Source organism: Burkholderia cepacia, from assembly GCF_001039005.1.
Lineage (GTDB): Bacteria > Pseudomonadota > Gammaproteobacteria > Burkholderiales > Burkholderiaceae > Burkholderia > Burkholderia theae.
In genome coordinates this window covers 138,972-152,297 of sequence record NZ_LDWR01000050.1, presented here as the reverse complement: position 1 = coordinate 152,297, position 13,326 = coordinate 138,972, and the positions used below count along the sequence as shown (strand labels likewise).

Annotated in this window: 10 protein-coding genes and 4 pseudogenes; 5 read left to right on the top strand and 9 right to left on the bottom strand. The window is 60.1% G+C overall.

From position 1 onward, the window contains the following. Positions 1–224 precede the first annotated feature (224 nt). Positions 225–1,376 carry a right-handed parallel beta-helix repeat-containing protein gene (locus tag VL15_RS28165; RefSeq protein ID WP_230684541.1) on the bottom strand — a complete coding sequence of 384 codons (1,152 nt, stop codon included), beginning with the start codon at positions 1,374–1,376 and terminating at the stop codon, positions 225–227. Between the two features lie 513 nt (positions 1,377–1,889). Here VL15_RS28165 and VL15_RS40700 point away from each other — a divergent pair. After that, a pseudogene (locus VL15_RS40700) lies at positions 1,890–2,045 on the top strand (helix-turn-helix domain-containing protein); the annotation flags it as partial. Positions 2,046–2,125: 80 nt separating this feature from the next. Here the strand turns inward: VL15_RS40700 and VL15_RS42180 are convergent. Further along, a pseudogene (locus tag VL15_RS42180) lies at positions 2,126–2,248 on the bottom strand (alpha/beta hydrolase); the annotation flags it as partial. Positions 2,249–2,434: 186 nt separating this feature from the next. Between VL15_RS42180 and VL15_RS42175 the strand changes: the two are divergent. Next, a pseudogene (locus VL15_RS42175) lies at positions 2,435–2,557 on the top strand (DUF3142 domain-containing protein); the annotation flags it as partial. A 43-nt stretch (positions 2,558–2,600) separates the two neighbouring features. Here the strand turns inward: VL15_RS42175 and VL15_RS28160 are convergent. Both VL15_RS28160 and VL15_RS28155 read right to left on the bottom strand, forming a co-directional pair. Further along, positions 2,601–2,975 (bottom strand): gamma-glutamylcyclotransferase family protein, encoded by a 375-nt coding sequence (locus VL15_RS28160; RefSeq protein WP_048249962.1) that lies wholly within the window; start codon positions 2,973–2,975, stop codon positions 2,601–2,603. Positions 2,976–3,031: 56 nt separating this feature from the next. Beyond that, positions 3,032–3,682 carry a LysE family translocator gene (locus tag VL15_RS28155; protein WP_048249961.1) on the bottom strand — a complete coding sequence of 217 codons (651 nt, stop codon included), beginning with the start codon at positions 3,680–3,682 and terminating at the stop codon, positions 3,032–3,034. A gap of 164 nt (positions 3,683–3,846) precedes the next feature. Between VL15_RS28155 and VL15_RS28150 the strand changes: the two genes are divergently transcribed. The 3 genes and pseudogenes from VL15_RS28150 to VL15_RS43290 all read left to right on the top strand — a co-directional run. Then, positions 3,847–4,767, top strand: a complete 921-nt coding sequence (locus VL15_RS28150) for a LysR substrate-binding domain-containing protein (RefSeq protein ID WP_048249960.1) — start codon at positions 3,847–3,849, stop codon at positions 4,765–4,767. Between the two features lie 629 nt (positions 4,768–5,396). Continuing rightward, positions 5,397–5,669 (top strand): hypothetical protein, encoded by a 273-nt coding sequence (locus VL15_RS40690; RefSeq protein WP_080970980.1) that lies wholly within the window; start codon positions 5,397–5,399, stop codon positions 5,667–5,669. A gap of 167 nt (positions 5,670–5,836) precedes the next feature. Continuing rightward, positions 5,837–6,406: pseudogene (locus VL15_RS43290) on the top strand (IS3 family transposase); the annotation flags it as partial. 79 nt (positions 6,407–6,485) lie between these two features. Here VL15_RS43290 and VL15_RS28140 read toward each other — a convergent pair. The 5 genes from VL15_RS28140 to VL15_RS28125 all read right to left on the bottom strand — a co-directional run bounded on the left by VL15_RS28140 (position 6,486) and on the right by VL15_RS28125 (position 13,323). After that, entirely contained in the window at positions 6,486–7,322 is an 837-nt protein-coding gene (locus VL15_RS28140) for an alpha/beta fold hydrolase (protein WP_048249959.1), read from the bottom strand. A 346-nt stretch (positions 7,323–7,668) separates the two neighbouring features. Continuing rightward, positions 7,669–9,006 carry a hypothetical protein gene (locus VL15_RS28135; protein ID WP_048249958.1) on the bottom strand — a complete coding sequence of 446 codons (1,338 nt, stop codon included), beginning with the start codon at positions 9,004–9,006 and terminating at the stop codon, positions 7,669–7,671. A 220-nt stretch (positions 9,007–9,226) separates the two neighbouring features. After that, the gene (locus tag VL15_RS40680; RefSeq protein WP_080970964.1) at positions 9,227–9,484 is read right to left on the bottom strand and encodes a PAAR domain-containing protein; all 258 of its coding nucleotides are present in this window, start codon (positions 9,482–9,484) and stop codon (positions 9,227–9,229) included. Positions 9,485–9,493: 9 nt separating this feature from the next. After that, positions 9,494–10,960 carry a hypothetical protein gene (locus VL15_RS28130; protein ID WP_048249957.1) on the bottom strand — a complete coding sequence of 489 codons (1,467 nt, stop codon included), beginning with the start codon at positions 10,958–10,960 and terminating at the stop codon, positions 9,494–9,496. Continuing rightward, on the bottom strand, positions 10,957–13,323 hold the full coding sequence (locus VL15_RS28125) for a hypothetical protein (RefSeq protein WP_230684539.1): 2,367 nt from the start codon (positions 13,321–13,323) through the stop codon (positions 10,957–10,959). The genes VL15_RS28130 and VL15_RS28125 overlap by 4 nt, the downstream gene beginning before the upstream one ends. Between the last annotated feature and the right edge of the window lie 3 nt (positions 13,324–13,326).

Genomic DNA, 13,326 nt, shown 5'->3' with positions numbered 1-13,326 from the left:
CCTGCCTGCACCCGGAAATCGGCCGAGCTCGGCGTGCAACCTTGCGACAGCACTGAGACCGGCGCGCCTGTTATCGACGCGAACCCATCGACGAAAACAAGAAACTGGCAGACGTTCCCAACCGCCCGGACGCCCGCAGACGTGGAACAGGAAACCTGGCTGCCAGTCATGAACACGAGCGATAAACTCTCTACTTTTGAACCGGACCATTTCCTGGTTCTGGGTCACTTCGTCTGCATCAGACTCCAGCGCACCGTCGGCAGCGTTGTAGTCAACGCTCCACCCGCCCAGATCGTCCCGGACGTGGAAGCGCCGACCGGCGACACCAGCGCGACTCCGCCTAGCGTGTTACCCGTTGCGACGACCTGGCTCGGGGTGCATCCGCTCTGCAGCAACGACACTACCGCACCGGCGATCGATGAGAACACATTGCCGGTGACGCTGAACTGGCAGATATTCCCCTCCGCCTGGAATCCCGAATAACCTGAGTTCGACACTCGGTTGTCTTTCACGGCAACCGACGACACGGTTCCCGGCCACGCGCTCAGTCGAATCGCGGCCAGTTGCGTCGGCTGCAGTCCATTGTTTACGTTCGAGTTCTGGATGTTCGAAACGGTGTTGTTGCTGACTACGACGTTCGTCGCGTTATACGTGTTCCAGCTGGCCTCCTGCGCAACCAGGATGCCCGACGCTTTCTGCACGCCGTCGACGGTATTGTCCGAGATCGTCACAGCCTGCCCGCCGACCACCGCGATACCGCGCCCCCAGTAGTTGCCCGACACCGAGTTATGGTCGATCAGCACGTTGCTGCTGATGCGGCCGTCGGCCTGGTAGCTGACGACGGCGATCAGGTCGTCGCCGGTGCCAGTCACCGTATTCCCCTCCACGAGCACGTTGGTCGAACCGTAGGTCGTATGGATGCCGTCGGCCAGCGTCGACCGCACGGTGTTGTTCACGATCGCGACATTGATGCCGCCGTACACGAAGATCCCGGCGCTGGCACCGCCTTGAATTTTCACATCGAGCACTTGAACGCCCGTGCCGGTCACCTCGACCTTGGTCGACTCGCGCGTCACGAGCCGCGTCGTGCCCGTGCCGATCAACGTGACGCCAACGAGTGTCGAACCGCTGCCGCTCATCACGATGGTCTGGTCGCCCGGGTTCGTGGCGACCAGCGTTGCACCATAGCCCGATATCACGACGTCCGCCTTCGCAACCGTCAACGACCGGCTTACGGAATAACTTCCCGGCGCCAGCACCAGGCGCTGACCCGGCTGCAACGCATCGAACGCCGCCTGCAACGCGTCGGTCTGATCGCCGCCGTTCGCCGTTGGCGCGACGGTCACGACCGGAAGCATCTGCGATTTGCGCGACATGTGTGCTTGCCACGCGCCTCCCGACGTGAAGGCAACGGACGGCGATGAGACGAGAGATGCGGAGCAAATCACGAAGACAACTACGTTCGAAACGAATACGTTGAATGACTTATTCATGGTTCCCCTCGCATGCGCGTTCGCCAGTAACGGCCCGATGACGGCCGCGGAGCGTTCGTGCAACGAGATCGTCCGAAGAGTGGCATACCCGTCAGATGATCTGCACTACGAAATTAAATTGCTCCATCGATATGATGGTGCAACGGCAACCGAGCATCGGCACGTAGCCGCGCTTGATACCCGGCCGCCTGTTCCCGCGTCGGCGCACATGCATATCCCCTGTATGAAAAGCTCAATCCGACGGCGCCGGCACTGCGTGATCGGACTCGAACCAATCAACCCGAACTGCAATCCTGAGCGTGGTCGGGGCGTCGGCTTTCAACCGAACTTGCCGAATCTTTCCCGGTGCTCATCAAACAGTCTATTTCGTGCACATCATTCGTAAATGCGACATAGATCGCGCGACGTCGTAAGACCGCGCGCACCGGCTCGTTTACGCTTGCCGCCGACGAACTGAGCCTGACGCAAAGCGCGGTCAGCAAGCACGTCCGGACGCTCAAGGCCTACTTCGGCCGGAAGCTGTTCGTCCGGAGCGGACCCAGAATGACCGTGACGGCGGAAGCGCACATCTGCGCGTCGGGCCTCAGGCGCGGTTTCCGGCAGATCGAGGAAGCGTGCATGCGCGGACACCGTTACGCCTGCACGAAAGCCAGCAGGTCGGCGATGAGGACGTCGGCGTTGACCGTCAGCATGTCGTGCGAATGACCCGGATACGTTTTGAGCGTGCCGTTCCTCAGTAGCTTGATCGACTTCAGATCGTCGGTCTGGTCCGTTTCCGTCAAGTGCTATGCGCCGACGGGCAGCAACGAATGCGGCGGCAAGGACGTGCCGAAGAACACCCGCAAGCGCTGGTTCGATACGCTGAAGGCCACCTACCTGGGCAGCCCGTGCGCAGAAGCCCCGCTGCTACCGGTAAGCGCGGCATGACGCGTATCGTGTGCGTTGCGCGGCTCCAACTTCCGTTCCGCATGGGCGTGATCCAGGGCGGCGAGTCGGATGCGCCGCCCTACCTCGCGACGCATCCGTGGTTCCGCGGCTACGTCGTGTTCGTGCGCAACGGCTGACGGACGGAAACCCGGCAACGTCGATCCCGCCCGCGAACCGGATTCAGTCCGGGCGCGGCGAACTGGCGTCCACGTACACCCATGCCGCGACGCCCGACTCGAGCACGACGCGATCGCGACGATACGCGTCGACTTCGTAGTCGTCCGCGTGCTGGAGCTCTTCACGCGTGATCGCGAACACGCTGCCCGTTACGCGGTCGCCGGATCGGCCGGTATAGGCCACCACGGGATGATGCGTCTTCCCGCTCGTCGCGACCACCTCGGGGTCGTCGATCTTCAGCATCGTCATCGCATAACCGGGCATCGCGTCCTCATGACCGTCGAGCTTGCGGCCGAACGTTGCGAGCTGCACCTGTTCGAGTTGCAGCGTGCCATAGGAAAAAAGGTGTTCGGAGAAAGTCTGGTCGGTGCTGGACATGATGAGCTCGATAGGAAGATCAGGGCAAACGAAGCGTAACGCAGATCGCCGGCTCGCTACACCCCACCCGCAATCGCGCCGCCGAGCCCGGCAAGCGCGATCACGAGCAGCGCGCCCGCCGACGACGCGGTGATCCATCGCTGCTTCCGATGAATCAGCGGATGGTTGATCGCGGCCATGTAGCCGGTCAGGATCGTGAAATCGACCGCGATCCACAACGCGGCGAGGATGGCCAGGCTCACGCGCGAATCCGGCGTGATGCCGACGAACTGCGGAAAGAACGCGACGAAGAACAGCAGGTCCTTCGGGTTCGCGATGCCGACCAGAAAACCGCGCACGACGCCGGGCAAACGCCGCACCCGCGATACCGGTTCGCGATGCGCATCGCCATCGCCGGCGCCTGTGCGGCCGGCGCGCCATTCGCCAAGCAGCGTCCGGATCGCCAGCACCGCGATGAACACGCAGCCGAGCACATGCAACCCCTTGAGCAGGCGATCGCTGACGAGCACGACGCCGAACACCATCAGCATCGCTCCCGCGATCAACACGAGGCTCGCGGCATTCGCGCCCACCGCGGTCAGCACGCCCTGGCGGAAGCCACGCCGCGCAACCGTGCCGACCACGAGCATGACGACCGGGCCGGGCGTCGCGATCAGCAACACGATCGCGGCAAGATAGGCGAACAGCAGCGGGTAATGGAGTGACATGACAAAAAGTTGTTTGATGGTTTGACGCACCGGCTCGTCGCGATGGCATCATGGACGTCCAGTGCGGTGAATCTCGCGGTTTTTCGTAGTATTGCGCGCCCATTCGCCGCTGAAAAACGGAAAATCCTGTCGCATGACATGAGTTTTATTCACACTCAAAACCCATGAAGGCCAAACCGCTCCCTCCCGTCTATGCGTTGCGCGCGTTCGAAAGCGCCGCGCGCACCGGCTCGTTTACGCTTGCCGCCGACGAACTGAGCCTGACGCAAAGCGCGGTCAGCAAGCACGTCAGGACGCTCGAGGCCTACTTCGGCCGGAAGCTGTTCGTCCGGCGCGGTCCCAGAATGACCGTGACGGCGGAAGCGCACATCTTCGCGTCGGGACTCAGGCGCGGTTTCCGGCAGATCGAGGAAGCGTGCATGCTGTTCCGGTCGCAACGCGACGTGCTGCGGCTCAAGGCGCCCTCCACGCTCACCATGCGCTGGCTGCTCGACGCGCTCGCCGCCTTTCGCGAGACGCGGCCCGCGTTCGAGGTGCAGATCGCGAGCGTGTGGATGGATGTCGATACCGTCGATTTCTTCAGCGAATCCTACGATTGCGCGATCCTGCTTGGTGCAGGCAGGTTCGGCGAGGACACGCACAGCGTGAAGCTGTTCGACGAATGGCTGATTCCGGTGTGCTCGCGTGCGACCGCGGCAGCCGCACGCGCGAACCCGGCCGCGTGCGAGCTGATCCACCCGTCGCCCGATCGCCGCGACTGGCGTCGCTGGCTCAAGGCCAGCGGCCACGACCTGGAGGTGGACATCACGCGCGGGCAGGTGTTCGACATGCTCGAACAGGGCATCGCGGCGGCCATTGCGGGCCACGGCATTTCGATCGGCGACCTGGCGCTGTGCGCCAAGGCCATCGATGAAAAGCAACTGGTGTTGCCGTTCAAGACGGCCGTCAGCACCGGCGACGCGTACTACCTCGTCTGGCCGGAAGACTCCGGCAAGGCCGCGCAGGTGCGCGAACTGCACGCGTTCCTCGAAAGCCGGATGCCGCGCCTGACGTATCCAGGCATCCGCTTCAACGGGTTGGGCTGAAACGTGCGGCGGTAGCTGTGAATCCGGCAGTCGTTCGATCGATGCCGCCGGGCGGTGCGCGCCGCCGAGCCCGGCGAGCGCGATCGCCACTTCGAAAGGCTCGTTGGTCCGGCACGGCGGGCTGACCTCGCGCACCCGGACTTCGGATGCACGGCAAGACATGGAATCCGGCCGGTACTGCTGCACTTGACCGTCAACATTTCTGGCGTCAATCCCGTGCACCTGGCCTGCCAGTTCATAACCCGATCAACTATCGAATCAATATTCATTGCCGATTATTCAAACTTCGTCAGCAATCAATAAATAAAAACAGCATGGCGAAAAATTACAAAACAAAATCAATATATAAATTATCGCATTGAAGTGACGATAAATTATTTTGATTGGAATCCGACGAATCCGATCAATAGTATGCGTTGTGCTCCGCAGCATCGCGACTCAAAATAGACAGGATAACGGGGCACATAAAATCTTGTTGCAAACATTAATTGCCATGAGTTATGGCATGACCAGGCCATCGCGAATTTCTCGACAATTGAGAATTAGCGATCTGGAAAAGCAGACATGTAGTCCCGGGCATGACCATGCGACACAAACCGCATTACTCCACTCATTACCCTATGAAAAACATGAAAAAGATTGCGACTATGCTTTTTTCAACTCTGATGTTCGCCTCCTCGTACGCTTCTGCGCAGGCACTTTGCAAGGCCGGCAAGATCGACAAGATCGAAACCGACACCACCGGCAACCTGCTGGTAACCATTGGCGATGGCGCCTATTCATTCAGCGCCAAGGAAGTGTACCCTCTGATTTACTCCGCATATTCCGAAAATAGAAATCTGTTTATCTACGGCAATAATTGCGCGAATGGCTCACCGGCCACTCGCTTCGCCATTCGATAATCATAAAATCACCGGGAAACTATCGGCATTTGACGATAGGGGCTGGATTTCCATTTTTCAATCCAGCCCATTTGTTTGAAGCAGCTCCAACGCGGAGTGCCATGAAGCACTCACGCCCGCAGCGCAGCATTTCTTTCGATTGATAAAGTCGGCGGCATGAATGTGATCGACACGAAGTGCTGGAAGTCCTGATTCGGCGGGGGCTATCGCAACACAAGGCATTTTGCTGTCTCGGGCCGAGTCGCCGGGCGGCAACCGATACGTTCAAGCAGCCGGGGAAGGATCGGGGCCTGCGCGAGCGACTGATTGCTACCACTCGTCAAGGCGTGCTGCGCTTAGGCTACCGGCGAATGTGGCGAGCCCTGCAGCTCAACATTCCGCGGCAGTGTCCCCGCCGCCATCGTTGTAGCAACGACATTCGTCTGCCTGGTGCGACACAACCGAATTCGATATGGAACGACGATCTTGCGCACAACCAGCGGGTGAATGGGCGAGCGTTGAAGATACCTTGCGCGATTGATGAATAGACCCGCGAGCGCCTGGCGATCGAGGTGAGCGCCATCCTGTGGCTGCAGGATGTCATCCTGACGCTATCGCGACTGATGCGGCTGGACGGCAAACCAGCGTTCGTTCGGTCTGACGACGGTGCCGAATTTGCCGCGGCCAACGTCATGCGCGGGCTGCGAGATGCCGCAATCGGTCCGGCTGTCATCGTGCCCGGCGGTCCGAAGCAATCGACGCGATGAGTACGGGTAGATGTGGCAGGTGATCCGGCAGCCGCTTCCAACGGCGCTGCCGGATCGCCTGCCGACACCGTTACGCCTGCACGAAAGCCAGCAGGTCGGCGTTGAGGACGTCAGCGTTGACCGTCAGCATGCCGTGCGAATAACCCGGGTACGTCTTGAGCGTGCCGTTCTTCAGCAGCTTGATCGACTTCAGCGCGGCGTCCGCGATCGGCACGATCTGATCGTCTTCGCCATGCAGCACGAGCGTCGGGACGGTGATCGACGTCAGATCGTCGGTCTGGTCCGTTTCCGAAAAGGCCTTGATGCCTTCGTAATGCGCTTTGGCGCTGCCCTCCATCCCCTGCCGCCACCAGTTCCGGATGACACCCTGATGCACCGTCGCGCCGGCCCGGTTGAAACCGTAGAAGGGGCCGCTCGGCACGTCGAGGAAGAATTGCGCGCGATTGTCGGCGAGCGCTTTCCGGAAGCCGTCGAACACCTCGATCGGCAAGCCTTCGGGGTTCGATTCGGTTTTCAGCATCAGCGGCGGGACCGCGCTGACCAGCACCGCCTTCGCGACGCGCCCGGCCGGCTGACCGTGCTTCGCGACGTAGCGGGCCACTTCGCCGCCGCCGGTCGAATGACCGATATGCACCGCATTGCGCAGGTCGAGTGCTTCGACGACCGCGAATGCATCCGCTGCGTAATGATCCATGTCATGACCGTCCGAGACCTGCGCCGACCGGCCGTGGCCGCGCCGGTCGTGCGCGATCACGCGATAGCCCTTCTGTACGAAGAAGAGCATCTGCGCGTCCCAGTCGTCGGAAGACAACGGCCAGCCATGATGGAAGACGATGGGCTGTGCGTCCTTCGGGCCCCAGTCCTTGTAGAAGATCTCGACGTTATCCTGCGTAGTGACGTATGGCATCGCGATTGACTCCTGTGAGGTGGACGAACACGGCGTATGGCCGGGAGCCATTATCGGACATTATTGTGAAGCCACGATGCAGAGATGGGACGCAAGTTTTTGCCCCCGGCGGGTACCATCTTCCTGCACTTGAGCGCTGGTCCATCAAGGCGCTCCGGCGGTCGAGTGCTGGTACATGGAGCACATTTTTTTTGCACTTGGTCGAGTGCTGCTCCGATATCTCTGCACTTTGTTCGTTCAAATAGGTGCGGATCGAACGAAGCCGTGCTGCGGTGTTCCGGGAAATCGGGATGCACGGTCACGTCCGGCGCAGGGGCGCCCGGATGATGCCGCGCACGGATGCCCCTCAGTACGAGTAACCCTGGATGCCGTAGTTCGTGTCGCGACGACGTCCCCACCACGGGAGATAGGCGTTGTCTTCGCCGCGTGCGCGGAACCAGTCGCCGGTCGGGTTGATCGGCGTGAGCTTCGACGGCGGCAGCACGACAACGGCAGTCGGATGAGCAGCGTCCGTTGTGCCGGCAACCAGCGCATTACCGCCGAAATGATTGACCAGGCCGATTGTGAGTGCGACGTTCGTCAGCGCCGTACCGGCCCCCATGTCGCCGAGCAGCGCCGGCGTGTTGAAGACCTGCTTCGTATAGTCGAATTCCGGCAGCGTTTCCGTGAGCGTCTGCGACAACGAGGCCAGACGCGCCGATGCCGCGTCGCTGCCCTTGCCCGCATCGTGCACGACGAACTGGATGCTTGCAGGGTCGACGTTCGCGTTATGGGCAGCCTGTGCGATCGTCGCCTTCCATGCCTGGACAGCACGCGTGGTACCGGCCTTCGCCTCGTAGTCGCTCACCTTGCCCGTCGCAGTCTTGCCGATCCATGCGAGCGGCTCACGCTCGGTCTTCAGATCGGGGCCCGCCAGAAACAGCACGGTGAGGTTCTCGTTCATCTGCTCGTCTTTGGGCGGGAAGCTTGGCGCGTCCCAGTTCATCACCCACACGCTTTCCTGCGGGTGCGCCTGCAGATAGTCGAGTGCGGCGTTCAGGGACGTGAAGCCGGCATTGGCACCGCCGACGTGGATCTGAATATCCGGGGGCGTATCCCTACTCCATAGATCGGTGAATTCTTCACTCCCGATAGAAAAGGCCGTCATCATTTCGTTGCTAAGGTGAGAACGGGCTTCGTTCGGAGAAAGCCGCACTGGAATGGCGAATTCAATTCGGATGCCGGCCAACTCCCGCCAGTGTCGCTTGTTGGATGGTTGGACCGTATAAAAATAGTGACCATTCATCGCATACTTGCTATAAAGCAAAATCAGAAACGCGTCGATATACTTCTCGTAGTATCCATCGAAGCTCTCTCTTCCGTCGTTTCCGTCCGCAACGATCGCGACCGGCTTAACTGATAAAAAGCTTTGAGGGTCTGTTCTGACCATGTCGTCATTCTTGTTCGGTTTGACGAGCCCCATCGTCCACAGCAGTTGCCATTCCGTCGGATAGTCACGGCGCTGTAGTGGATTGAGCCACTCCAGCCCAACGACTTGCGCGAGAAATGGTCTCTCCTGATCAGACGCCAACGGTGCCGGTGCAGAACCACGCTGCCCTGCCTCCGCGGTCACAGCTGAACATGCCGTGGCAAAGGCGAAAACAGCGATCCCTACCAGAGCTGACATTCCTATCCGTCGTGTCATTTATTTGTACCGGCATCTGCCTCGTATCAGGCAGTCGTTTGCATCCGAGATTTTTATTCGCAGAACACTGGCCTGCTTGGCAACGAGCCCGGGAACGGCTTGGTTGCGCAGTCGTGTCGTGCGGATCATCCCCAATGCCTACGCCCCTTAGCGGAAAAGCGCGGATCGAACGAAGCGGTTGCGATACCCCGGGAAATCGGGATCCATCCGTACACCCGGCTTAGGAAAGTCCAGACGTTGGCACGGACGAAATGAGCACCGCACCGCACGACGTTTTGTGACCGTCGAACGACGCGGGTGCACCCTCCACATCGAAACCAGCTTCACCGTCGATGATCACAACTTCGCCGTGCAGCGGGCACGTGCAGCGATCGCCCTGGCGGGCGACCGCGCGTCCCATGACTTCACTGTTCGCGGCACCCGTCTCCACACGACCGCCATGGCTATGCACGTCTCCTACACGAATGATGCCGCGCATGGTTTCTCCTTAGTACGAGTACCCCTGGACGCCGTAGTTCGTGTCGTGACGACGCCCCCACCACGGGAGATAAGCGTTGTCTTCGCCGCGTGCGCGGAACCAGTCGCCGTTCGGGTTGATCTGCGTGAGCTTCGACGGCGGCAGCACGACAACGGCAGTCGGATGAGTCGCATCCGTTGTGCCCGCAACCAGGGCAATGCCGCCGAAATGATTGACCCGGCCGATTGCGAGTGCGACGTTCGTCAGCGCCGTACCGGCACCCATGTCGCCGAGCAGCGCCGACGTGTTGAAGACCTGCTTCGTATAGTCGAATTCCGGCAGCGTTTCCGTGAGCGTCTGCGACAGCGAGGCCAGACGCGCCGATGCCGCGTCGCTGCCCTTGCCCGCATCGTGCACGACGAACTGGATGCTTGCAGGATCGACGTTCGCGTTGTGGGCAGCCTGTGCGATCGTCCCCTTCCATGCCTGGACGGCGCGCGTAGTACCGGCCTTCGCCTCGTAGTCGCTCACCTTGCCCGTCGCAGCCTTGCCGATCCATGCGAGCGGCTCACGCTCGGTCTTCAGATCGGGGCCCGCCAGAAACAGCACGGTGAGGTTCTCGTTCATCTGCTCGTCTTTGGGCGGGAAGTTCGGCGCGTCCCAGTTCATCACCCACACGCTTTCCTGCGGGTGCGCCTGCAGATAGTCGAGTGCGGCGTTCAGGGACGTGAAGCCGGCATTGGCACCGCCGACGTGGATCTGAATATCCGGGGGCGTATCCCTACTCCATAGATCGGTGAATTCTTCACTCCCGATAGAAAAGGCCGTCATCATTTCGTTGCTAAGACGCGAACGGGCATCCTGTGGCGACAGTCGCGAGGGAATCGCGAGTTCAACTCGGATGCCTGCCAACTCCCGCCAGTGTCGCTTGTCGGATGGCTGCACCGTATAAAAATAATGGCCATTCATCGCGTACCTATCGTGAAGCAGAATAAGTAGAGTGCTGATGTACTTTCTATAAAACCCCTTTAAAGATTCAGCACCGCCGCTACCATAAGCGATTCCAGCGACTGGGCGAACTGTACTAAACGACTTAGGATCCGTTCTGACCATATCGTCGTTCTTGTTCGGTTTGACAAACCCCATGGTCCATAGCAGCTGCCATTCCGTCGGATAGTCACGACGCTGCAGAGGATTGAGCCATTCCAGCCCCACGACTTGCGCGACGAATGGCTTCTCCTGAACAGACGCTGACGGAGCCGGCGCCGAAACAGGCTGTGCGGCCTCCGCGTTCGCAGATGACCATGCCGTAGCGAACGCAAAAACAGCAATTCCAGCTAAGGCCGGCAATCCTACCCATCGTGTCATTTCCTCTCCTATGCTTCGCGTCTGCGGACCGTGACTGATCGTCTCGATTGCCACGATACCCACCGCAAGAAGTACTGCAATGAATATCAGTGCAAACCGTCGTGACCGGGAGGCGAACAGCGATCTCATACGGCCCCCCCAATACCGAGCAATGTACCACCCTGCCGTGTGTCATCTATCGAGTCAGGGAGCTTTGCTTCCGCATCTTTAGCTACCCAACGAACAAGCGATTCCTTGTTCATCGTGCCATACCCGAAATATTCAGAATAAACATGATTCGGATTATCGTCATCCAACTGTTTGCCGAAACGCCAGTCTGCTTCGATTCGAAACTTGTTCAGCTGTTCGGACGAGATTCGACAAATACCAATCGCAACATCATAGGCCAGCGCCAACTTGGCATGCATCGGGTTGGTCATGATCGTCGAATGGTTCGTCGGGTTATTCACTGCTGCATCGAGGATGTGCACGATCTGCTTGTTCCGCCACTTCTGATACCCGTCGGGCATTTGTGCATTGGGACTAGCTTCACCAATGACCACACCGTCCTTGACCCAATCGGATTTGTTCTTGTACCGCGCCTCCATGCGCGCGATTGCATGATCCTCATAACGCTGTGACGCCTCACTATCTGCATCGCCATGGGGAGCCATCTCGGCGGCATGTTCGTCGTGGTGGGGTTTGTAAGTGTCGTACGGATCGGCCGTGTTGATGGTTGTCTTCTTCTTGTTACGCGCGGCCGCCACCGGATCGTTGTCCTCGTTGAAATCGCTTTGCGCATCGCCGTCCTTCACCTGCACGACCGCCCCATAGCGAATCGCCTGCGGGAAGAACGGTTCCGGCAGGCCAGGCGCATCGCAGATCACGTGCCAGCTTTCCTGCGTGCTGCCGCATTTCTGCGGCGGCTCGGCATTGACGCGCATCACGCCCAGCGCCGATGTCGCCATCGTTACGATGTACAGCACGGGGGCCACCGCGATGGTACCGACCTTACCGTACCAGTTCGGGTTGCCCCGCAGTGCTTTGACCAGGCTGTATTTTGCCGGGGGCGACGTCGGGTAAAAGAACAGTTTCGTCGAGCCCTTGCCATAACGCCAATCGTGCTTCCACGTGTCGTAGGTCACCGGCTCCGCCTGACCGACCTGGAAATTGGTTGCAAACACGCGTTGCGTGAAAAGGCTCGAACCCTTGACAAGCGCGACTTCGTCCGGATGCAGTCCGCGCCAGCCCATACCCTGAACAGGGGCAGCGGAAATCACCTGGTCGTGCGGGCATGAATACAGCGTCACGCGGCCGTAAGTATGGTTCTGAACCCCATACTGCTTCCGGTCGTTGTCGGGATCGTAGGCGGGCTTGCCGTCTTCTCCCGACTTCATGTTTACCATCGACATCCGGTAGTCGAGCGCGTCGCGCTGGTCCTCGGCATCCTTGCTCTGCGCGATCAGTTCGAAGAACGCTTTCAGGGCCTTGACCCGCGCCTTCGATTCCACCCGCCCACGGTTGCCTTGCGAGTCCTTGTCGTTGCGGTCGGTCCAGTCTTCCATGAAAGGCGAGTTGTCGCCCTCGATGGAGCCGAGGACGCTGTAAGGCGGGTTGGCCAGTACATAAGTGTCGGCCACGCATCTCACGCCCGCAGTCTCCGACAGCCGGTCCCCGAGGAACGCGGCTGCAATGCCGACCATGTTGCCCTGGCTATGGCACACCACCGTGATTGGCACGTCCTTCTGTACCTTGCGGATAGAACCGATGAGTTTTGCGAGACGCAACGCCCCCATCACGTTGTACATGCGCGGTGGCGTCTCGAAGAGCGGACGCTGGGTCGGATTGAGCCCCTGCACATTAATGAAGCCGAAGATCCGCGGATCGACACCAGCGTTCCACAAGTCCGGCAGGCTGCCGCAACCGTTCGCGAATGGGCCACCACCCCAGTAGTTCTGTTCGTTCAGGAAGATCGATTCGCCGTAGCGTTTCAGTTCTTCTGCGTTTGCTCTGTAGCCCCAACGGAAATGAATGACGGGCGAGTAGGTATTTTCGTCCGGTTGAAGATAGGTTCCGGCCCAAAGCTTCGGGTTGATGAACCCATCATCCGTCAGGCTCTTCATATAACGCATCTTCCCCATCTGACCGCCCTTCGGTCCGCAATGCGTCAACTGATCGTCCAGGCGTCCGAGCCGCTGGTTCAAACCGGCGCACAGTCCCTCTTCGCCCGGCTCGAACCACTCGCCCTCCGAGTTGACCCCATGCACGAAAATCACGATGCCCGGCAACGGCATTTGCATCACGCACATGTAGTCGGATTGACTGAGCGTCATCACGCCGTTGCCGTTGGCGACCAGATAGCGATTCTGCGAATCGTCCGCGCCCCCCGACGCCCCACCGCCTGAAGGCGTGCGCGGATCGAGACCGCCACCGTCGTTCGTCGCGGCCTGCGCCGACGGATTGTTTTCAGATGCAACCGGACTAGCCGGCGCGGTATCGGCTGTGTCTGCCATGAT